The following is an 18,959-nucleotide window of genomic DNA, read 5'->3' as shown; positions in this document are numbered from 1 at the left end:
GCCGCGATGACCGCCACCCACCAGTCACCCACCCCATCGTCCGGCCTCGCCGCCGAGGGAATCACCAAACGCTTCGGCAACGTCCGGGCACTGGACGACGTGACCCTGCACTTCCCACCCGGACAGGTCACCGCCCTGATGGGCGAGAACGGCGCGGGAAAGTCCACCCTGCTGAAGATCCTGACCGGTGATCACCTCCCGACCGAGGGCGTGGTGACGCTGGACGGCGCTCCGCTCACCCTCTCCTCCCCGATGGATGCGCGCCGAGCCGGGATCCGGATCATCCCGCAGGAGCCGGAGATCATCCCGCACGTCCCGGTCGCCGAGAACGTCTACGCCGGGTCGCTGCCACGCCGGGCCGGCCGCCGGCTCGACCGTGCGGAGCTACGCCGCCGGACCGTCGCCGACCTGGCCCGGCTCGGCTTCGCCGAGGTCCTCGACGCCGATCTCCTCGGCTCGGAACTCACCGCCGCCCAACGCCAGTTGGTGGAGATCCTGCGGGCCCTCACCGGCCCGGTGCCGCCCCGCGCGATCGCCTTCGACGAGCCCACCTCCTCCCTCTCCGAACACGAGGCAGAGGCGCTGTTCGCCCTGATCGGGCGGCTGCGCGAGGACGGCATCGCGGTCGTCTACGTCTCCCACCGGATGAAGGAGATCTCCCGGCTCGCCGACCGGATCGCCGTCCTGCGCGACGGCGCGGTGGCGGGCGTCGTCGACACGGCCGAAACGAACGACGCCGAGATCGTCCGCCTGATGGTCGGCCGCGACCTGTCCACGCTGTTCACCCGGCAGCAGGTCGCCACCGACCGCCCGGTCCTCGACGTACGGGACCTCACCACCGACGCCGTCCGCGGGGTCAGCCTGCGCGTCTACGCCGGCGAGGTGGTCGCCCTCGCCGGCCTGATCGGCGCCGGCCGCTCCGAACTCGCCCTCGCCCTGGCCGGTGAAACGCCCATCCGCTCCGGCGCGCTCACCCTGAAGGGCGAGCCACTACACCTGCGCGGCCCCCGCGACGCGATCGCGGCCGGCATCGGACTCGCGCCCGAGGAACGCAAGGCACAAGCCCTGTTCCTCCACCGGACCGTCCGCGACAACATCGTCCTCGTCAGCTACCCGTCGCTGCGCCGCCGGCGTTTCGTCAGGCGGGCGCAGGAGCGCGGGCTCGCCCAGGAGTACGCCGACCGGCTGCGGGTCCACGCACCCTCCATCGAGGTCGAGGTCCGCACCCTGTCCGGCGGCAACCAGCAGAAGGTGGTGCTCGCCCGCTGGCTCGCCCGCCGCCCGGAGCTGCTCATCCTCGACGAACCCACCCGCGGCATCGACATCGGCGCCAAGGCCGAGATCTACCGGATCATCGCCGACCTGGCCCGCGAAGGCGTCGCCGTCCTGGTGATCTCCTCCGAACTGCCCGAGGTGCTCGGCCTCGCCGACCGCGTCGTCGTGATGCAGAACGGCCGCGTCACCGGCGAGCTCGACCGCGCCGAGGCCTCCGAGGAGGCCATCCTCGCCCTCGCGATGACCGACGACCTCGCCACCACACCGAGCCCAGCCCCCAACTCCTCCACCGGAGGCGCACGATGACCAGCGCCGTCCCCGAAATCCGGCCGGAGCGGGCCCGACCGGCCCGCCGCGCGCTCGCTCTGCTCGTCTCCCTCGGCGGGCAGAACCTCAGCCTGCTGGGCGCGCTGACCGCCGTCCTCGTCCTCTTCGGCTGGCTCAACGACAACTTCCTGAGCTGGGACAACATCCAGGTCATCGCCGAAGCCGTCACCATCGCCGGCCTGCTCGCCGTCGTCCAGACCGTGGTCATCATCTGCGGCGGCCTGGACATCTCGGTCGGTTCCCAGGCGGGCCTCGCCTCCGTGCTCAGCGCGATGGTGTTCACCTCCGCCGGATCGAGCGCCCCGCTGGGCATCGGCGGGGCCCTGCTCGTCGGGGCGGGCATCGGCATGCTCAACGGCGCCGTCATCGTCTACGGCCGGGTCAATCCGACGATCGCCACCCTGGCCGGGCTCGCCGCGTACAAGGGCCTCGCCCAGCTCGTCTCGGGCGGGCGGGCGCAGGGCTACGTCCTCGGCGACCCCGTGTTCGTCTTCCTCAGCCGCGGAAAGGTCGCCGGACTGCCCACGATGGTGTGGCTGCTGATCCTGGTCGCCGCGGCCGTGCACGTCCTGCTCACCTACACCGACATCGGCCGCAACATCTACGCGATCGGCGGCAACCCCACCGCCGCCCGGCTGGCCGGCATCAACCTCAACAAGTACCTGATCTCCGCCTACGTGCTCACCGGCACCGTCGCCGCCCTCGCCGGCGTCCTGCTCACCGCCCGCACCGGGTCCGGCCAGCCGGTCTCCGGCAGCGAGGGCCTGGAACTTCAGTCGATCACCGCCGCCGCCCTCGGCGGCTGCGCCCTCAAGGGCGGCAAGGGCGGGGTCGGCGGCACCCTGCTGGCCGTGGCACTGCTGGGCGCGCTGCAGAACGGACTCACCGTCGAAGGCATCAACTCCTTCTGGCAGAACGTCGCCCAGGGCACCCTCCTGGTCGCCGCCGTCGTCGCCCAGCAGCGCCGCAACCGTGACCGCGCCATCGGCCTGCCCGCCTGAGGACCGGAGCGTGCGCGCCCTACGACGCCTTGGTGACGTTGATGATCGTCGGGCCCCGGTCCGGAGCGGGCAGGGCGAGGGTGGTCACGTCGGCCCGGGTCCGGGAGGTGATCGTCAGGCCCCACGCGGTGAAGAAGCCGAGCGCGTTCCGTCCCGAGACGCGTGAGGCGTTCAGCCTGCAGTGGTTCTCACTCGGGCTGCCCGCTGACTCGCCCTGTTGCCGGTCCATCCGTCGGATCGGTTGTCCGGCGGATGCCCGGTTCGAGCAGCGCCGTCTTCATGCGGAGGCCTTGACGACGGACCATCCGCCGTCCACGACGAGGGTCGCCCCGGTGACGTACGAGGCGTCGGAGGAGGCCAGGAAGGCCACGGCGGCGGCCACCTCGTCGGGGGTGCCGAAGCGTTTGGCGACGGTCTCGGCCACGCTGTCAGCGCGTCCGGTCTCGTCCACCCGGTCCCAGGCGGGCGTCAGGATCGGCCCGGGCAGGACGGTGTTGACACGCACCCGCGGCCCGTACTCGACGGCCAGCTGGCGGCCCATCGAGCACAGCGCGCCCTTCGCCGCCGCATAGGCGGGATGGCCGGGCAACCCGACCAGGGCGTGCACGGAGGAGGTGAGCACCAAAGCCCCTTCACTGTCCGCAAGTTGTTCGGCAAAAGCGCGAACCGCGAGCCAGGTGGCCTTGAGCGTGACGGCCAGCTGGCCGTCCCACTCCCCCTCGGTGAGCTCGTGCGCGGGCTTGACCACCACGGCGTAGGCGTTGCTGTGCAGGACGTCCAGCCGTCCGTAGCGGCGGCCGATGTGGTCGGCCAGTTCGTCCCACATGGCGGCGGAGGTGACGTCGCCGTGGCGGTACTCGGCGCGGCCGCCCGCGCGCGTGATCGCGTCCGCCAGCTCCTGACCGGTGTCGTCGGCGATGTCGACGGCGATCACCGTCGCGCCTTCGGCGGCCAGCCGCCTCGCCGTCGCGGCACCGATGCCACTGGCGGCTCCGGTGATCAGCGCGACTCGGTCCTGGAACCTTCGACACGTGTACTCGTTCATGCGATCACCGCAGTCCTCGGTCAGGGTCACGGACATGGGCGGGCGTCCGCCGGCAGGGCGGCGCCGGCCGGTGGGTCACGTCGGCGGGAGCTTCAACGGTCAGGACTGAGCCGACCGTTGCCATGATGCCAATGGACATCCCCTTCCGCCCAGGCCGGCAGACACCCTCGAACAGGCCGCGCTCGAACGGATGGACCTTTTTCGAAAAGGCGTCGTTCCACTGGGGGATTGGCTATCTGATGGCCAGTCAGAAACAAGCCGCACGCATTCTGCGCCACCGCACCGACCTCGCGACCGGCACCGTCAGCCGCCAGACCATCTACGCGATCACCGACCTGACCTCCCAGGAAGCCTCACCCGAGCGGCTCGGCCGACTCGCCAGGTCGCAGTGGACAATCGAAGCGGGCCGTGGCCGGCGCGGTCGGGACGGGTGACCTGCTGCTGACCGACGCCGCTACGGTCGGCCCTGAGGAGCGGGAGGCGGTGGCCGAGCGGGCACAGCGGGAGCGGGTGGTGCCGTGTGCTGGGGCCCTGTCGGCGGTGCTGCGGCGAATGCTGTTGCTGATCCGCGCCAAGCCCGGCCGGGCGGTCCAGGGCACTGGCTGCGGCACCGCCCCCACCGGGCCCGTCCCTCTTACCCTCGATCTCGACCGTCACCGAAGGACGCGCCCGTGACCGACGCCCGCACCAAGCGCACGCAGACCCTCACCGCCGCCGCGAAAGCGAAATCGAAGGCCAGGACCCAGGCCGCCGAGCAGGCCATCTGGAGGCTGATCAAGCGCCGCGAGGCAATCACCTTCCAGGCCGTCCAGCGCGAGGCCGGCGTCTCCCATGCCTTCCTCTACAATCACCCTGACCTGCGTGGACGCATCGAGCGCCTGCGGGCCCAGACCCGGGCAATCCCCGCGCCGACCGTCCCCGCGGGCGTGGAGAGCACCCTCGTCCTCGCGCTGACCGCCCAGATCACCGGGCTGAAGCGGCGGCACCGCGAAGAAGTACAGGCCCTGCGGGATGCGCTGGAGCAGGCCCATGGCGAGAACCTCGACCTCCGCCGCGAACTCGCCCGCCGCGGCGGGGCCACAGCGGCCCCTCAGTGACGGTCGACCCGATCAGCCATCCATGCCGCGTGCTGACGGATGCGGGGGAGATCGTCGGGAAAGCAGCTTTCCCAGCCCTCGTCCAGGCGCATCCATGCCGCCGGCTGTCCGGCCTCCGCGACCAACGAGGTTCCTGCATCAAGGATCGCGGCATACGACAACCCGAGGGTGACCGGAAGGTCCGGGTGATAGGAGCGAACCGCAACGGCTGCCGGCTCGGGCAGCAGTTCCGCCCGAAGGCCCGTCTCTTCGAAGAGCTCCCGGACCGCGCCCTCGCGCGGCGTCTCTCCGGCCTCGACCTTCCCACCGGGCGGAACCCACCCCCGCCAACGGTGCTTCACCAACACCACCCGGGCGAGATCCTCGTCGAACACCCAGACCTCGGCTCCAAGAGGCTCCATCGGCCCCTGCCGGGCATCGGCCAGCCACTGGCGAGCCCCGTCAAACTCGGCCACCGCCCGCCTGGCATCGATGACTGCAGCCTCAAGGGCCCGCTCGTCGACCACATTCCGAACCATCGGGCCAACATACGGTGACCCACCGACATCGACGCCACGTCACACCGATCTCATGAACGTCTCTACCAGCAGCAACATGCCGGATCTCAAAGTGAACCGTTGATATTAACGCCGAGGAGAAGATGCCGAATACATCGGCGCATTGATCCTGCGAGGGTCTTGATCGCCCCCGGCGGGGGCTGGGGGCGATCGGTCGGGCGCGGTCCGGTTTCAGTCGTGGACGAGTACGGTCGTGTAGTCGGCCAGGGCGGTGTTGATCTCGGCCGGGTCGAACGCGGCGGCGTCGAACTGGTCGGCCGAGTCGAGGCCGAGCCATTCGAGTCGTTCCTCGTGTTCTTCGTGGCTGGGGTCGGCGAGAACCTCGACGAGGTACTCGTATCCCCAGATACCGCCGCAGTCCTCGGGCGGGCCGGCCCGCCGGCCGGTGAGGCAGTGCGGGTAGGCGACGCCGGGTTCGGCGTCGCCTACGGCCTCGACGAGGATGTCGTGCTCCCAGTTATCGCCGAAGTCGTAGGTGTAGCCGAACCGCGCGCCGACGCCGGGGGCGATCTGGTCGAGGCGCATCGCCGTTGCGCTGCGGATCCCCAGGTCCCGATCGGTGACCCCGTACCGTTCCCGCCCGGTCTCGAAGACCCACATGTGGTAGTCCTCCCACCCGAACGCGGTCTGGATCAGGTCATGTAGCCGCCGCAGACCCGTGCTCGACGGCACCTGCAGGCGACGCCAGATCGGGGGCCGGGAGCCGGACAGGGTGACCTTGACTGTGTGGACGGACGTTCCTGGGGCGGTCCGGGAGCTGGTGGACGGCTTCACGCGCCTGGTGTTCGACATGGCCGCCATCCTGCCAGCGGCGCCGGTCCCCGCACGGGCGTTGGCCGCCGGCCCACTCGCCCGCGTGACAATGACCGGCGCGTGTCGAGTCCAGGGGTGGGAAAATATCGGTGCACAGCCCGTTCACGATGGTGTGGGAAGAGGACCAGCTGGCGACATCGGAGCAGTTGGCGCACTCGCGCACCGCTCCGATCCGGTGCGTCCAACGGGCCCGGGTTGCGCTGGCGGCCACCGACGGTGTCCCGAATGCCGTCATCGCCCGCCGCCTCGGGTTGCACATCGCCACCGTCCGGCGGTGGCGCAAACGGTTCCACCACGAGGGCCTGGCCGCGCTGGACGACCGTGAACGGCCCGGCCGCTCACGCCGTTACGGGCCCGAGGTTCACCTGGCCATCATGGCCACGGTGACCTCCGCCAGACCCGACCCCGACAGCCACTGGACCCACAGGTCCATCGCCGAATCCCTTGCCGGGCAGGGGATCTCCGCTTCTCAGGTGGGCAGGATCCTGGCCGGCTCGGACCTCAAGCCGCATCTGATCCGCGGCTGGCTCACCCGTCCCGCCGACCCCGACTTCCACACCGGGGCCGCCGAGGTGTGCGCCCTCCACCTGAACCGGCCCGAGGAAGCGGTGGTCCTCAGCCTGGACGAGAAGACCGCCATTCAGGCCCGTTCCCGCCGCCATCCCACCCGGCCGGCAAGACCCGGCCATCCCGACCAGTGCGAGTTCGAATACCGCCGCCACGGCACGGCCTCCATCGTCGCCGCCCTCAACGTGCACACCGGCCAGGTCCTCGTCGAGGACATCGCCCGCAACAACTCCGTCACCTTCGTCAACTTCCTGCGGTTGCTGGAGCAGAGCATCGACCCCGCCCTGGCGATCCATCTCGTCCTCGACAACGGCTCGTCCCATGTCGCGAAGGCCACCCGGGCCTGGCTGGCGGCCCATCCGCGGTTCATCGTCCACCACACGCCGAAGCACGCCTCCTGGCTGAACCAGATCGAGATCTTCTTCTCGGTCCTCGCCCGGCGTCTCCTGCGCCGGGGCGAGTTCACCTCCCGAGACGACCTCATCGACAAGATCCGCGACTTCACCATCGCTTACAACGACGGAGCCCGGCCATTTCGCTGGACATGCGACGGCACCCCACTCAAGGCAACCTGACCCTCGCAGGGTCAATGAGGCGCTGCACTAGTCTGCGGTGCAGCCCCAGTAGGCGATCTCGGCTGCTTCACCGCCGCGGTACAGCACCGTGCATCGGCCGCTTCCGCGGCCCACCGGGTGCAGCAGCCGGCCGAGCGCGGCATCCCACTGTTCGCGCGTGGGTCGGCCGTCGGGGGCCCAGCTGCGGATCTCGTCCTCGGTCAAGGGGCGCATCAAGGCGATGTCGTCCCCTGCCTCTGCATCGATCAGCGCGAAGAAGTCGAGCACCGTGCAGGTTCCTCCGGTCAGGATGTACTCCTGCCATGCCTCGTCCTTCCACAGCTCGACGATGCTCCGCCCCGGAAAGCCGTGGTCGTCCTTCGCCAGCTCCTGCTCCTGAGCCTGACGGAATGCCGCTCCCAGATTCTCCTGGTACGGCCCGGTCGACGCCCACCCATTGCCACCCACTACAGAGTCCTCCTCTTCGCCGTCTCTCGGCCGCGCCGCACACTAACTGCTACCGCCGACAGAACCGACCGCGGATGCTGTCCAGTCAGTGGCCGGGTCGTCGTGGTAGGGCCGCACATGATCAGAACTGGCCGGTCAAACTGTCGGTGAGATCGGTCGAGGTTCGGTGAGACGAGACAGCCACAACCCGCTGCGGCGGCTTGTCCCAGCTCTGTCCCAGGTCCGGCGTGAAGTACCGCTACCTGGGGAGATGGGCTGGGACCGTCCCAGCAGATCGGGTATTGCGGGCGTGCTGAGACGGTGCTGGGACACGGGTGTCTGAGGACTGTCCCAGCCCCGGGAGCCGAGCCGGTGAGGCGCAGGCGGCCGGGTCCCGGGGAACGAGGTGGGTGTTCCGCAGGGCCCGGCCGTGGGCGCCCCTCCAGGAAGGTCAGCGAGACCACGTCCTCGGCCAGGGCCCAGTTCCCGGTCACGCGCACGGCGTGGCGGTACACCAGGGAGGAGTGGTCCCGGAACAGGTCGCGGAACGCTTCGGGATTCCCGGCCCGCAGCCGGGAGTGTGGATGGTTCACGTCATGCCTTGTCCGAGCAGGAACACCGGCTCCCGTGACACAGGTCACCGGCCGAGGCCGTGAGGGTGCGTGTGGGGCTCGGCTCAAAAGCTCGGATCCCACAGACCGACACCCCCTCGCCGCAGGAAACACCCGCTAAAGAGGCTCACCGACCTCGACGAAGTCCAGCTCGAACGCCGACAGGTCGGCATCGCCGTACGCCAACGCGGCAACCGCCCCCGACTCCCCCACCACTGGTCAAGATCAGGTGGCGGAAACCTGGCGTCGGTCGAGATCAATTGACGAACAGTCAAGATCGCCTGTCGAAGGACAAACACCACATGGTCCGCGCCCTGCCCCGCAACCCCGCCCGGCACACCCCCGCCCCGGGCATGGCGCCCATCATCCCCCACACCAGCACCCCCGCAGCCGGCAGCGACGGCCACGGACGACGAAACGGCGGCGCCCACCGGGTGATGGCCCGGTGTGTGCGTCTCGGGTCCAGCGGGCGCCGCCAGCAGCGTAGCCGGGGGCAGCGGCCGGGAGGCGGCCGCCAGGCCGGCCGGCTTCCGGGAGCACCCAGGCGTCCGCTTCCGTGCTGTCCCGTCTCAACGAAGTTTGCGGAGTCTGACCGGCCCGGTGAGGTCGCACACCCGGCAAGCTCACACCCCGAGAATCCCTGCTCGTCGTGCCTGCAGTTCGGAGCGGACGAGTTCGAGGAGGCGCCCCGACCAGTTGCGGCCTCGGCCTGCGTTGTCGCCCCAGAAGGGCGAGTTCATGTCGTCGTAGATCACGGTGGCGTCGTCCGTCGCCAGCAGGACCTCGGCCAGTTCGGGGTGCTGGTCGCACTTGGCGCGCAGCAGGTGTGCCATGACGGCGGTTCGGGCGTGTTCCCAGCCCTCTCGGCAGGGGGCCTCGGTCGCGAGCACGCGTGCTGCGGCGGCGGTCTCCGCTGCCGCGATAGCGTGCCGGGTCTCCGGCTCGGCGACCGACAGGGCCCAGTAGGCGTGGGCGACGGAGGGGTAGTCGGTGTCTGCGACCGTGATCGGGGCGGGGTAGTCGTGGCGCAGGCCGAGCTTCCCATCAGGAGGGGTTGACGGAGCCGTCGTTGGACCTGACCGACCGGTTGGTCAGTGCCGTGATCGCAAGGGACGCCGCCACGGTGCGGGCCTGTCTGAAGCAGGGCACGGCGCCGGACACCTTGGGTTCCGATGGCTTGCCCCTGCTCTGTACCGCTGTGGCCGGGCTCGATCACCTCACCGCCGAGGTCCTGGTCGACGGGGGCGCCAACCAGGACCTTGAGCTTCCGGACGGCAGCACGCCCCTTGTGCGGGCAGTCGACACCGGCTCCCCCACGCTGGTCACCGTGGTACTTGGGGATGCCCCTCGACTCCGTGTGCCCGAGGCTTCCCAACGACAACTGCTCGACCTGGCCCGGCACTGGTACGAGGTCGGCGTGGTCGAGGAGCTGCGCCACCAGACCGGAGCCGCCGGCCCGGCCGTGACGCACCGGATCGACGACGCCCACGGCGACACGATCGACGAGATGTCCCTCGGCGGGCTCACCGTGCGGGCCGGACACGGGGCCGTCCTCACCCAGTTGGAGTGGCGGTTCGGTGTACTACCGCCCCTCGACGAAGTGATGGCACGCGCCGTCGAGCACGCGGAGGACGGGGACAGCAACTGGTTCACCGCCGCCTACTACCTGAGCCGGCGCCGGGGCCCGCGCATATGGTCCGAACTCACCACTCTGCGTCAGCATCCCGATCCCACGCACCGCCGTTTCCTCGCCTCGGTTCTGTGGCACCGGGGCACTCTCGTGCGGCCGGCCGCGTCTCGGACGTCGCCCACGATGTCGACTTCCTGGCGTCCTGGGCAGATACCACGGCGGACCCGCACCCTGGTGACCCGGCGGTGGCCGCGTGCCTTGGCGACCGGCACGAGCGCACTACCAATGCTTTGACCTGCGAGAACGTCGATACCTTGATGGCTCACCAAGGTTTCTGGGCCCGGCTGCGGCCGAACCATCAAGGTATCGAGCGGGAACCTTGGTGGACCGTCCGCCACCTTGGTGACCGGGTGACCGCCGAAGCCCGGCTCACCTTGCTACCGCTCCCCCCGCCGACCGCCAGCGCGCCGGGCACCCGGACAGCCTGGTGGCTGTGACCTGCGACATCAAGGTATGAGGAGGAGTCACCAAGGTTCCCGGGCGATTCCTTGATGCCCGGTCCGGGGCCGGGAGCGGCAGGCCCAGCGGGTGCAGCAGTTCGGCGGTGACGCCGGCCGGCGCCTGCTGCACCGGAGCCCTGGACGGTGCAACACGACCCGCTGCGCCCCGCTGCGTGCTGCACCGCCGAGGGCGCGGCGGCGTGCGGCCGGGACAACCTGCTGCACCTCGGGGACAACCAGGCCGGGGCAGGCCGGCCTGCCCGGGACAACCTCCAGCAGCAGCGCCAGGACAAGGGGGTACTGCACTCCCTTGTCCTGATGCCGCACCAGCTTGTCGCCGTGCTGCCGCAGCCCCCGCCACAATCCGCACTGGCACCTCGTCCACGAGTACGGGGGCGAGCTGTTCATCAGCTTCGGGGAACATCGGTACAGCGGTTGACGCCAAGCCGCTGATCTCCGACAAGCTCAGCGGAAGTCGTCGGCGTGGTCGACGGCCCACTGGGCGTATTCATGCGCCGGCGTGCCGGTGATCTTTTCGGCGATGACGGAGGTCAGGGCCGGGACGCCGTCGGCAGCGGCCCACTGACTCACGATCGCCTCGGCCACGACCGGATGCATTGTTCTGCCCACGTCCGCGCGAGCCTGCTCGTCGGAGACGTGTTCGACCCGGATGCCGCGGCCGAGGGCCTCGCCGATGTACTCGACCTGCCGTTGCAGGGTCAGGGACTCGGCTCCGTAGATGGTGTACGCCTGGTGCGAGTGACCCGGTTCGGTCAGGGCGGTCACCGCAAGCGCCGCGATGTCCTTTTCGTGCACCGGTGCCGACTGTGCGAGCGGATAGGGAAGACGGACGACGTTGTCCGTGCGGATCGATTCGGCCCACCAGGTGCGGGTGTTGATCGCGAACGTCCCTGGCCTGACGAACGTCCAGTCCATGCCGGACCGTTGGATGACCTGCTCGATCGTGCGGTTCAGGCGGGGGACCAGGTGGTCGGCGTCGTGGTTCACGACCGACACTGACGAGAGCAGGACCACCTGCCGGATCCCCGCGGCTGTGGCCGCCGCAGCGACCTTCTCGATGTCGTAGGGCTTCTGGGGGTCGAGCATTCCGTACAGGAACATCTTGTCGGCGCCGTCGAGCGCTGCGGGCAGCGTCTCGGGACGGTCCAGGTCGGCGGCGACGGCTTCCCACCCGGGCGTCGAGCCCGAGGCTGGGGTCCTGCTGACTGCTCTGACCTGCTCACCGGCGGCCAGCAGGCCATCGGCCACGTGACGAGCGACGTTACCGCGAGCGCCGAAGACAACTGCCACCATGATGGGGGCCTCCTATTGGCTGTGGACCTGTTGGTTGTGGACGTGAATGGCCGCACAGCGGCGATGCCGAGTGGATGGGGTGTGAGGGTCTGCCGTTGTCGGCGCAAGCGCCGTAAGCGGGCCCTCCGGTCGCCGCTCAGGGCTGGATGTTCTCCAGGTCCTCCAGGAGGCTGGGGTGCTTCGGCTCCCAGCCGAGGGTCTGCCGGGTGCGGGCGCTGGACGAGGGCTGGTCGTTCGCGAAGATCGGGCCGAGAGGGCCGTAGGTCTGCGATGGCACCGACTCGACCGGAAGGCCCAGCCGTCGGCCGATGACCGCGGCGACGTCACGCACCTGGTCTCCCTCGTCGGCCACGGCGTGCCAGGAGGTGCCGGCTTCCGCCTGTTCCAGCGCGAGCCGGAAGAGGACTGCCGAGTCGAGCGCGTGCACGGCCGGCCAGCGCTGTGTGCCGTCGCCCGGGTAGCCGGACACTCCGGTCCGGCGTGCGATGTCGGTCAGCAAGCCGGCGAACCCGCCCGCGCCCTGGTTGTGGACCGTACGCGGCAGGCGTACGGCCGTGCTCCGGACCCCGCGCGAGGCCAGGCCCAGGACCGCCGTGACGGCGCGGCCACGACCACCGACCGGCCCGTCGGTCGGCAGTGGGTCGGCCTCGGTGGAGGCACGGCCCGGCACATGGGGCGTACCCGAGCAGGTGACCAAGGGCCGGTCGCTGCCGACGAGTTCCTCGCCGAGGGCCGCGAGGGCGGCACTCTCCTCGGCGACCGCCTTGGCGACGGCGTCGGGGCTGCTGAAATCGTTGGCGAATGCCAGGTGGATCACCCCGTCGGCCTGAGCGGCGCCGGAGCGAAGGACGTCCAGATCGGCGAGAGCTCCCCGGAGAGGCTCGGCGCCGGCCGCCTCGGCGGCCAGCGCGGAGGCGTCGGAACGGGCGAGTGCGAGGACGCTGTGGCCATTGCCGAGCAGTTCGGCGACGACGGCGGAACCGATCAGACCAGTGCCACCCGTGACAAAGACGTGCATGGATCCCTCCCCCAAGTGATGGGACTCTTGTCCCGTCACTCTAGCAGAGTGACGGGACAAGAGTCCCATCACGTATGATGGGGCCATGGCTCGATGGGAACCAGGCGCACGCGAACGCCTCGTCATTGCCGCGGTCGACCTGTTCACCGAGCAGGGCTACGACGCCACGACGGTCGCACAGATCGCCGAGCGCGCCGGGGTCACCAAAAGCACCTTCTTCCGGCACTTCCCCGACAAGCGAGAGCTGCTGGTGGCCGGACAGGAGACGCTGAGCCGGCTGCTGACCGATGGGATCACCGAGGCGCCCGATGACGCCACCCCGCTCGAGGCGGTCGCTGCCGGACTTGAGCGCGCGTCGAGCGCGATGGGTCCCATGAATCGCGAGCTCGCCCCGCGCCTGAAGGCTGCCGTCGCCGCCAGTGTCGAGCTTCAGGAGCGTGACGCCCTCAAGACCGTCAGCCTCGCGGCCGCGATGACGACCGCCCTCGTCGCCCGCGGCCTGTCCGACCCGGCCGCGGCCCTCGCGAGCGAGCTGGGCGTCCTGGCCTTCAAGCGCGGGTTCGCCGAATGGTCCGAGGGCGACCGTGACGGCAAGGACGAGCTCACCGGGTACGTCCTGGCGGCCCTGGACGAGTTGCGTACGGTGAGTGCATCGCTGGGCTGAGCGGACAGATCGTCCCGCTCATCGGCTGGTTGCGCATCGACCCGTCGCTCGTCAGGCCCGCAGACGCACGCGGCTCCTTCTCAGCGCAGCTGCTCGGCCAGTCCGACGATGATGCCCTCCGGGCCGCGGACGCAGCAGAGCAGACAGCTGTCCTCAAACCCGGCGATCTCGCCGACGAGTTCGGCGCCGTGAGGGCGCAGGCGGGCAACGGTGTCCTCAATGTCGTCGACGGCGAACATGACGCGGTGCGTGCCCTGAATGTTGTGCGGCCGGCTGCACCGCCCGCCACCGATCCCCCGCCGGACAGGGCCCCATCGCCCACACCCACGGAGCCGGGACCGCGTTCTCCGGCGGCTTCGCCGCCGCCTACCTCACCGGCCACGACCTCCCCACCTGCCTGCGCGTCGCCTGCACCACCGGCACCGCGCACCGCACCACGACCCTGCACTTGCCGGAAACCTCATCCGCCCTGCTCAGGCCGCATGCCGGTACTCGTGGAGGAGGCCGCCGAGCCGGTCGGTCCGGCGTATATCGAGGCGGGCGATTTGCTCCGGGTCGTCGACCGGTTTGGGAAGCGCACGCAGGGGGCGGGCGTTCGCAAGGCCCTGGTGCGGTCTGTGGGAGTTGTAGAACTTCTCGAACTCCCGCAGGGCGTGGAGTAGATGCTGCTCGTTCCAGATCAGGGTCCGGTCCAGGGACTTCCCAGGGGTTCGCAGGTCAGGAGCGCAACGCGAGACCTGGCCGAGGCCTACGAGCTGCGTGTGTTGCGCCCCGGCGTCACAGCCGCCGGGGATCAGGTGCGGCGGCCCCCAGGGACAGCTGCGCTTCGCCTCGGCCGCGGCGGCTTCGGCTGCGCCCCGCTCGCGCTCGGCTGCCTCCCGGGCCTTTCGGTCGGCGGTCTCCTGGCGGCAGCCAGGAGAAAGGCATCCGCTGAGGCGAACGGCCACTGGCCACAGCCGCATAGCCCGGACAAAGCGGCGCGGCGTTCTCCCGCTACCTTTCTGGCACGGGTAGCAAGCGGAAACCGTACTGGTGGACCTTCGGAACTCCGACGACGCGCCGGCTCCGGGCCGACCGTCGCCGCGCTGCTGTTCCTGGCCCAGCATGTCCGAGGTCGTCTGGCACTGACACCTCGGCTGGGGACCGGTCCGCTACCCGCTCGGGGGTTCGGGCGCGGACCGGTCCTCCCAGTGTGTGCGGACGGGCGCAACGGGGCCCCTGGGGTTGCTCCGGGGGATGTCGGGGGGTGTCTCCCTGCCAGTCCCAGCGGCGCGGGTCCGCGAGCCGGGGTTCGTCGTGGGCGCGGCCGCCGGGACCGTACCTGCCGATCTCGGTGGGGAGCGCGGCGCCGTCAGCGAGCTGGTCGGTGTCCCGGCCGGTGACGTCGAGGAGGAGGCCGTCAAGCGGGCCGTCGACGAGCTCGCGGTACGTGTGGCCCGGCTGGGGGCCGGGGTCGGGGTCGGCGGGCGGGACGGGCGCCAGATGGCCTCCGCGCAGGCCGATAGCCTGACGGAATGACAGGAGTACTGGAGTTCGGTGCGCTGTTGGCACGCCTGATGGACCACCGGACGCTCGACTCCGCCGCGCTCTCGACGGCGGCCGGCGCCGACCCGGCGCAGCTGCGGGCCGTGCTCGACGGACGGGCTCCGACCGGACAGTTGCTCAGGGTTCTCGGACCGGTGCTCGGGCTGCACGCCGCCGACCTGTTCGTCCTGGCCGGGCAGCCGGTGCCTGACGATCTGACGCCGGTCACCCGCAATCCGCACTGGTCGGTCAGCCACGTCGTCTACAACGTGATGGTCATGCCCGCCGGGAACCGGCGCCTGCTGCTGGACGCGATCCGGGCGCAGCCTCTGGTCCAGCGGGAGGGACGGGGCGGGGTCGACCGGCCGTACCACCGGTACGAGCCGGGCTTCGGCGCGGTGCTCCTGAAGCTCGCACACAGCCGGAACCTCAAGTGGGCATGCACGGCGAAGGCCCTGTACGCGGTGACCGGCGGACAGATCTACCTGTCGGCGTCCACGATCGGCGGGGTGGGCCGCGGCACTGTCGAAGCGACCCCCGAACTGGTGGCCGGTTTCGCGGGCATGCTCGGCATCCCCGCCCCCGACCTGGCAGCGCTCGGGGGCATCCGCCTGCCCGACGGCCTGCCACCACTCCACTCCCGGGCCGCCGACGTGGCCACAATCATCTGGGAAGCCCGCCGCCTGACCACCGCCCAACTCGGGGAAGTCGATCTCACCTCCCGCCACCTGGCCGGTCGCTGACCAGCCATCCCCACCAAGCACCTGGGGAACCTCCAGGACCGCGCGCTCGGCCAATCAACACACTCCGGGTGGGGCTTTGGACCCGCAGTAGACGATGCCACCGAAGTAGACGCTGTCGATTGCAGGGTTGAGGGTCACGGCGACGGGGCCCTTGGGGAGCCATTTCAGATCGTTACTCTCCGCGACCTCGCCAGTGGCGTTCGTCCCCTCGCTGCTGACGAGGCGTCCTGTGGCGTGGAGACCGCCTGTGATTTTGCCATCGGCCCAGGTGTCACAGGGCGTGCGGCTCTCCGTTGCGCAGTTGTAGTAGGTCCGTCCGCCGGCCTCGAACGAGCCGTCCTGGGCAATCGTGAGATAGCGGCCGTGTCCGCTCCATTCTCCGGCAAAGAGGGAGGAGTCGACCGGGCGCGGGCTGGGCAAGGAGGACTCGGGCGGGCCGTCCGGAGCGGAGCTGCTGGCGGTGGTCGGCCGGTCCGAGGGATGACCGTCGGAGCAGCCGGTGGCCAGGGTGGAGACCGTCGCGACGGCCATGGCCATGGTGGCCAGTGAGCGTAACCGGTGGCGTCGGCGCAGGTGCATGGGGGTTCCTCACTTGGTTGCGGACGGTGGAGGTTGGGGTCATCTGGCACGGCCGCAGGGGGCCTGGTAGTCGATGTCGGGGAGGTGCTGCTTCCAGGCGGTGGCGTCCAGGGGCACTCCGCTCGCGGCACACAGCCGCTGGAGGAGTGCCTCGGGGGAGGTGTCGCGGACCACGATCGTCCCCAGGGATCCGGCGGTGAGGAGGAGTCTGCCGCCGCTGGCCCGCAGTGCCGTGAGTGTGGCGAGGTTGTCGCTGTCGCTGTCCAGGGGGAGGAAGTCTGCGGTCACGGTGGCGTGCTCGGGAGTGGAGACGTCCCACAGGTGCACTCCGCCTCCGTCGTCCATGCCTGCCAGCGCTGTGCCGTCCGGGCTGAATCGCAGAGACCGGAGCGGGCCGGTGGCACCGGAGGCCGTCCCTAGCCGCTTCGGCGCGCTGAGCTGCCGGATGTCCCACAGGGTCAGTACGCCGTCGGCGCTGGAGGCGGCGAGCAGCTGCTGCCGTGGGGACAGTGCGGTGGCGGTGACCTGGCCGAGCCGTGTGGTCAGCGCGGTCAGCGCGGTCGGGTGGTCGGGGTCGCTGAGGTCCCAGAGTTGGCTGTCGGCGTCGGCGTTGTTCAGGGAGGCGCCTTCGCTGACGGAGAGCACGGTGTTGCTCGGGTCGAAGCTGGTGACCGGGGCCCCGCGACCGTTGGTGGGAACGGTGCCTCGCACGGCTGGGTGGGCCGGATCGGTCAGGTCCAGCAGGCGTAGCTCATGGGAGTTGAGGGCGGCAGTGAGCATCCGTCCGTCCGGGCTGAAGGTCACTTGGACTCGCGTTGACGAGGCCGAGCGTCCAAGTCCGGTCGAACCGATCGTGACCGGACGCCGGGGATCGGCGACGTCCCACAGGGAGACGGTGGCAATCACGTCAGCTCCCTCCTTCGCCGCTCTGGTCCGGCCTATTGCCAGCAGGTGCCCGTGCAGGGCGACGGTGGTCATTCCGGTCACCTCGGTACCGCTGTTGCGGGCCGTCTCCAGCTGGGCGGCCGGTTGTGGTGCACGAGGATCGCTCAGGTCCCACAGGAAGGCGCCGTCGTGTGTTCCGGCCACGAGGAGACGGCCGTCCTCGGCGACCGCCGCCGCCGGCGATACCGTCACCTGCGGCCACTCGGGATTGGTCACCGTGGCCAGGGCGGATCGGACCGCGCCGCCGCCGATATCCCAGAGTTCGACCCGATCCGCCGCGGACAGGGTCCGGTGGTCCGACCGGCCCAAGGTGGCCAGGGTTCGGCCGTCTGGGGTGAAGGCCAGGGCACCGCTGCCGCCTTTCAGCGCGGGTAGTTCCACCGGATGCTCGGGGGTGGTGAAGTCCCACAACGTGGTGTCGCCGAACTCGGGAGTCGCCTGCGTCACCGCGAGCGTCCTGCCGTTCGGGCTGAAGGCCACGGCTGCCGCGGACCCGCCCTGTTTGCCGAGCACCCTCGGCGCTGTGAGGCCGCGCGGGTCGCTGACGTTCCACAGGTGGACGGTCCCGCCGTCACCGGCGGCCGCGAGGGAACGGCCGTCCGGGGCGAAGGCGACCGCGCGTGCCGTGTTCGGCGGCTGGGCCCCTACCCGTCCAAGGGGGTGTTGGGCGTCGCCCAGATCCCACAACCGCACGCCGCGCACCAGGTCCGCAGCGGCGACCGTGCGACCGTCCGGGCTGACGGCCACGTCCGACGCCTGTCCCGTGTCGGCTTCAGGTAGGGAGAGGAGCCGGGGTCGGGCCCGGTCGATGAGCTGCCAGGCCCGCACGTTGAGGTCCCAGCCGATGGCCGCCAGCGTGCGGCCATCCTGGGAGAGCGCCAGGCCGCGGACCGGCCCGGGCGGGCCGGTCACCTCGGCCAGCCGCTGTGGCCGGTCGGGGTGTGAAGTGTCCCAGAGCCCGATCGTCCCCTGACTGGACCCCACCGCCAGGAGGCTCCCGTCCGCCGTGAGCGCGACGGCCGTGCTCGTGCCCCCAACGGGCGCAGCGGCCAGGAACGCATGGTCGGTGAGACTCCAAAGGCGTGCCGTCCTGCCCCCCGCGACGGCGAGCAGTCCCCCGCCCGAGCTGAGCGCGGTGGCCTCGGGGGCAGCGATGGTCCCTGGCAGGGGCAGGGCCGAGAGGAGGGCGTTGTAGGTGTCCCTGGTCGGGGCGAGCCGGAAGGCGGCGATGCGCAGTTGCTTGGCCTGGTCCGGCTGGGCGGCGTCCAGCTCGGCGGCCTCCCCAACGAGCTTTCTCGCGAGGTTGGCGCGGTGCTGGGCGCTGCTGTCCTGGCTCTGCTGTACAGCCACGACGGCTGCGGCCGCGGCCACGGCCAGCGACGTGCACAGGGTCGCGAACCGGAGGATGCGCGTGCGTCGTTCACGTGCCCGCAAGAGCCCGCTGTGCCGGACGAAGTCGGCTTCCTCGTCCGGTATCTGCTTCGCCCGGGTCCCGAGCCAGCGCTGCGCCTCGTCGAGCCGGCGCCGGTCCAGGGTGAGGCCGGGAGGCCGGCCCTGCTCCTGCCAGGTTCGTATGGTGCGCCGAAGGTCCTCCTGCCAACTGCGGAAGGCGCGATTGTCCTCGACCCATCCACGTAGTCGTGGCCAGCTCTCCACTAGGGCACGTATTCGGTCGTGATCAATCTGTGTGATTCACCTTCGCGGCGGGTCCTGATCCGGTAGACCGTGGTGTGTGACGCGAGCGCAAC

General features: G+C 70.5%; 18 protein-coding genes and 4 pseudogenes. 8 read left to right on the top strand and 14 right to left on the bottom strand.

The window, feature by feature from the left end:
- The first annotated feature begins 6 nt into the window (after positions 1-6).
- A complete protein-coding gene (locus ACIRRH_RS34600; RefSeq protein WP_403075391.1) occupies positions 7-1,581 on the top strand; it encodes a sugar ABC transporter ATP-binding protein in 1,575 nt (524 codons plus the stop codon).
- Positions 1,578-2,603: an ABC transporter permease gene (locus ACIRRH_RS34595; protein ID WP_403075389.1), complete on the top strand. Its 1,026-nt coding sequence runs from the start codon at positions 1,578-1,580 to the stop codon at positions 2,601-2,603. The genes ACIRRH_RS34600 and ACIRRH_RS34595 overlap by 4 nt, the downstream gene beginning before the upstream one ends.
- A gap of 19 nt (positions 2,604-2,622) precedes the next feature.
- Here the strand turns inward: ACIRRH_RS34595 and ACIRRH_RS34590 are convergent, their stop codons facing one another.
- Both ACIRRH_RS34590 and ACIRRH_RS34585 read right to left on the bottom strand, forming a co-directional pair.
- Positions 2,623-2,832, bottom strand: coding sequence for a hypothetical protein (locus ACIRRH_RS34590; RefSeq protein WP_403075387.1), 210 nt, complete (start codon positions 2,830-2,832; stop codon positions 2,623-2,625).
- A gap of 48 nt (positions 2,833-2,880) precedes the next feature.
- Complete coding sequence (locus tag ACIRRH_RS34585; protein ID WP_403075384.1) at positions 2,881-3,684, bottom strand: SDR family NAD(P)-dependent oxidoreductase; 804 nt, start codon at positions 3,682-3,684, stop codon at positions 2,881-2,883.
- Between the two features lie 95 nt (positions 3,685-3,779).
- Here ACIRRH_RS34585 and ACIRRH_RS34580 point away from each other — a divergent pair, with 95 nt between their 5' ends.
- Both ACIRRH_RS34580 and ACIRRH_RS34575 read left to right on the top strand, forming a co-directional pair.
- Positions 3,780-4,082, top strand: a complete 303-nt coding sequence (locus ACIRRH_RS34580) for a hypothetical protein (RefSeq protein WP_403075381.1) — start codon at positions 3,780-3,782, stop codon at positions 4,080-4,082.
- Between the two features lie 237 nt (positions 4,083-4,319).
- Positions 4,320-4,745, top strand: a complete 426-nt coding sequence (locus ACIRRH_RS34575) for a DUF6262 family protein (RefSeq protein WP_403075379.1) — start codon at positions 4,320-4,322, stop codon at positions 4,743-4,745.
- Here the strand turns inward: ACIRRH_RS34575 and ACIRRH_RS34570 are convergent.
- Together ACIRRH_RS34570 and ACIRRH_RS34565 are read right to left on the bottom strand one after the other, a co-directional pair.
- Positions 4,739-5,251: an NUDIX domain-containing protein gene (locus tag ACIRRH_RS34570; RefSeq protein ID WP_403075377.1), complete on the bottom strand. Its 513-nt coding sequence runs from the start codon at positions 5,249-5,251 to the stop codon at positions 4,739-4,741. The genes ACIRRH_RS34575 and ACIRRH_RS34570 overlap by 7 nt on opposite strands.
- A gap of 222 nt (positions 5,252-5,473) precedes the next feature.
- Positions 5,474-6,094, bottom strand: a complete 621-nt coding sequence (locus ACIRRH_RS34565; protein WP_403075375.1) for a plasmid pRiA4b ORF-3 family protein — start codon at positions 6,092-6,094, stop codon at positions 5,474-5,476.
- Between the two features lie 128 nt (positions 6,095-6,222).
- On the opposite strand from ACIRRH_RS34565, the gene ACIRRH_RS34560 reads away from it, so the two are divergent.
- On the top strand, positions 6,223-7,257 hold the full coding sequence (locus ACIRRH_RS34560; protein WP_403075372.1) for an IS630 family transposase: 1,035 nt from the start codon (positions 6,223-6,225) through the stop codon (positions 7,255-7,257).
- A gap of 27 nt (positions 7,258-7,284) precedes the next feature.
- Here the strand turns inward: ACIRRH_RS34560 and ACIRRH_RS34555 are convergent, their stop codons facing one another.
- The 3 genes and pseudogenes from ACIRRH_RS34555 to ACIRRH_RS34545 all read right to left on the bottom strand — a co-directional run bounded on the left by ACIRRH_RS34555 (position 7,285) and on the right by ACIRRH_RS34545 (position 9,301).
- On the bottom strand, positions 7,285-7,704 hold the full coding sequence (locus ACIRRH_RS34555; RefSeq protein ID WP_403075369.1) for a hypothetical protein: 420 nt from the start codon (positions 7,702-7,704) through the stop codon (positions 7,285-7,287).
- Between the two features lie 419 nt (positions 7,705-8,123).
- A pseudogene (locus ACIRRH_RS34550) lies at positions 8,124-8,276 on the bottom strand (RNA polymerase sigma factor); the annotation flags it as partial.
- Positions 8,277-8,917: 641 nt separating this feature from the next.
- Positions 8,918-9,301, bottom strand: a complete 384-nt coding sequence (locus ACIRRH_RS34545) for an NADAR domain-containing protein (protein WP_403075571.1) — start codon at positions 9,299-9,301, stop codon at positions 8,918-8,920.
- A gap of 62 nt (positions 9,302-9,363) precedes the next feature.
- Between ACIRRH_RS34545 and ACIRRH_RS34540 the strand changes: the two genes are divergently transcribed.
- Positions 9,364-10,218 carry a hypothetical protein gene (locus ACIRRH_RS34540; protein ID WP_403075367.1) on the top strand — a complete coding sequence of 285 codons (855 nt, stop codon included), beginning with the start codon at positions 9,364-9,366 and terminating at the stop codon, positions 10,216-10,218.
- Between the two features lie 671 nt (positions 10,219-10,889).
- Here the strand turns inward: ACIRRH_RS34540 and ACIRRH_RS34535 are convergent.
- Both ACIRRH_RS34535 and ACIRRH_RS34530 read right to left on the bottom strand, forming a co-directional pair.
- Positions 10,890-11,738: an NAD(P)H-binding protein gene (locus ACIRRH_RS34535; RefSeq protein WP_403075364.1), complete on the bottom strand. Its 849-nt coding sequence runs from the start codon at positions 11,736-11,738 to the stop codon at positions 10,890-10,892.
- Positions 11,739-11,874: 136 nt separating this feature from the next.
- Positions 11,875-12,756 (bottom strand): SDR family oxidoreductase, encoded by an 882-nt coding sequence (locus ACIRRH_RS34530; protein ID WP_403075362.1) that lies wholly within the window; start codon positions 12,754-12,756, stop codon positions 11,875-11,877.
- An 85-nt stretch (positions 12,757-12,841) separates the two neighbouring features.
- Here ACIRRH_RS34530 and ACIRRH_RS34525 point away from each other — a divergent pair, with 85 nt between their 5' ends.
- Positions 12,842-13,420: a TetR/AcrR family transcriptional regulator gene (locus ACIRRH_RS34525; RefSeq protein WP_403075359.1), complete on the top strand. Its 579-nt coding sequence runs from the start codon at positions 12,842-12,844 to the stop codon at positions 13,418-13,420.
- Between the two features lie 80 nt (positions 13,421-13,500).
- Here ACIRRH_RS34525 and ACIRRH_RS34520 read toward each other — a convergent pair.
- The 3 pseudogenes from ACIRRH_RS34520 to ACIRRH_RS34510 form a co-directional block, all read right to left on the bottom strand.
- Positions 13,501-13,698 (bottom strand): annotated as a pseudogene (locus tag ACIRRH_RS34520) (VOC family protein); the annotation flags it as partial.
- 195 nt (positions 13,699-13,893) lie between these two features.
- Positions 13,894-14,115: pseudogene (locus tag ACIRRH_RS34515) on the bottom strand (hypothetical protein); the annotation flags it as partial.
- Between the two features lie 553 nt (positions 14,116-14,668).
- Positions 14,669-14,923: pseudogene (locus tag ACIRRH_RS34510) on the bottom strand (hypothetical protein); the annotation flags it as partial.
- Between the two features lie 11 nt (positions 14,924-14,934).
- Between ACIRRH_RS34510 and ACIRRH_RS34505 the strand changes: the two are divergent.
- A complete protein-coding gene (locus ACIRRH_RS34505) occupies positions 14,935-15,687 on the top strand; it encodes a hypothetical protein (protein ID WP_403075357.1) in 753 nt (250 codons plus the stop codon).
- A 54-nt stretch (positions 15,688-15,741) separates the two neighbouring features.
- Here ACIRRH_RS34505 and ACIRRH_RS34500 read toward each other — a convergent pair whose 3' ends face one another.
- Both ACIRRH_RS34500 and ACIRRH_RS34495 read right to left on the bottom strand, forming a co-directional pair.
- Positions 15,742-16,266: a hypothetical protein gene (locus ACIRRH_RS34500; protein WP_403075354.1), complete on the bottom strand. Its 525-nt coding sequence runs from the start codon at positions 16,264-16,266 to the stop codon at positions 15,742-15,744.
- A gap of 39 nt (positions 16,267-16,305) precedes the next feature.
- Positions 16,306-18,867 (bottom strand): hypothetical protein, encoded by a 2,562-nt coding sequence (locus ACIRRH_RS34495; protein ID WP_403075351.1) that lies wholly within the window; start codon positions 18,865-18,867, stop codon positions 16,306-16,308.
- Positions 18,868-18,959 lie beyond the last annotated feature (92 nt).

Origin of the sequence: Kitasatospora sp. NPDC101235, from assembly GCF_044767505.1 — a bacterium.
Classification (GTDB): domain Bacteria; phylum Actinomycetota; class Actinomycetes; order Streptomycetales; family Streptomycetaceae; genus Kitasatospora.
Note: the sequence above shows the minus strand (reverse complement) of the source record. Positions and strands in the feature narration are given on the sequence as shown.

Excerpts from the sequence above, each read along its gene's own strand:
- ACIRRH_RS34600 (WP_403075391.1), top strand. The coding sequence starts at position 7 with ATGACCGCCACCCACCAGTCACCCACCCCATCGTCCGGCCTCGCCGCC.
- ACIRRH_RS34595 (WP_403075389.1), top strand. The coding sequence starts at position 1,578 with ATGACCAGCGCCGTCCCCGAAATCCGGCCGGAGCGGGCCCGACCGGCC.
- ACIRRH_RS34590 (WP_403075387.1), bottom strand. The coding sequence starts at position 2,832 with ATGGACCGGCAACAGGGCGAGTCAGCGGGCAGCCCGAGTGAGAACCAC.
- ACIRRH_RS34585 (WP_403075384.1), bottom strand. The coding sequence starts at position 3,684 with ATGTCCGTGACCCTGACCGAGGACTGCGGTGATCGCATGAACGAGTAC.
- ACIRRH_RS34580 (WP_403075381.1), top strand. The coding sequence starts at position 3,780 with ATGGACATCCCCTTCCGCCCAGGCCGGCAGACACCCTCGAACAGGCCG.
- ACIRRH_RS34565 (WP_403075375.1), bottom strand. The coding sequence starts at position 6,094 with ATGTCGAACACCAGGCGCGTGAAGCCGTCCACCAGCTCCCGGACCGCC.
- ACIRRH_RS34560 (WP_403075372.1), top strand. The coding sequence starts at position 6,223 with ATGGTGTGGGAAGAGGACCAGCTGGCGACATCGGAGCAGTTGGCGCAC.
- ACIRRH_RS34535 (WP_403075364.1), bottom strand. The coding sequence starts at position 11,738 with ATGGTGGCAGTTGTCTTCGGCGCTCGCGGTAACGTCGCTCGTCACGTG.
- ACIRRH_RS34530 (WP_403075362.1), bottom strand. The coding sequence starts at position 12,756 with ATGCACGTCTTTGTCACGGGTGGCACTGGTCTGATCGGTTCCGCCGTC.
- ACIRRH_RS34525 (WP_403075359.1), top strand. The coding sequence starts at position 12,842 with ATGGCTCGATGGGAACCAGGCGCACGCGAACGCCTCGTCATTGCCGCG.
- ACIRRH_RS34505 (WP_403075357.1), top strand. The coding sequence starts at position 14,935 with ATGACAGGAGTACTGGAGTTCGGTGCGCTGTTGGCACGCCTGATGGAC.
- ACIRRH_RS34500 (WP_403075354.1), bottom strand. The coding sequence starts at position 16,266 with ATGCACCTGCGCCGACGCCACCGGTTACGCTCACTGGCCACCATGGCC.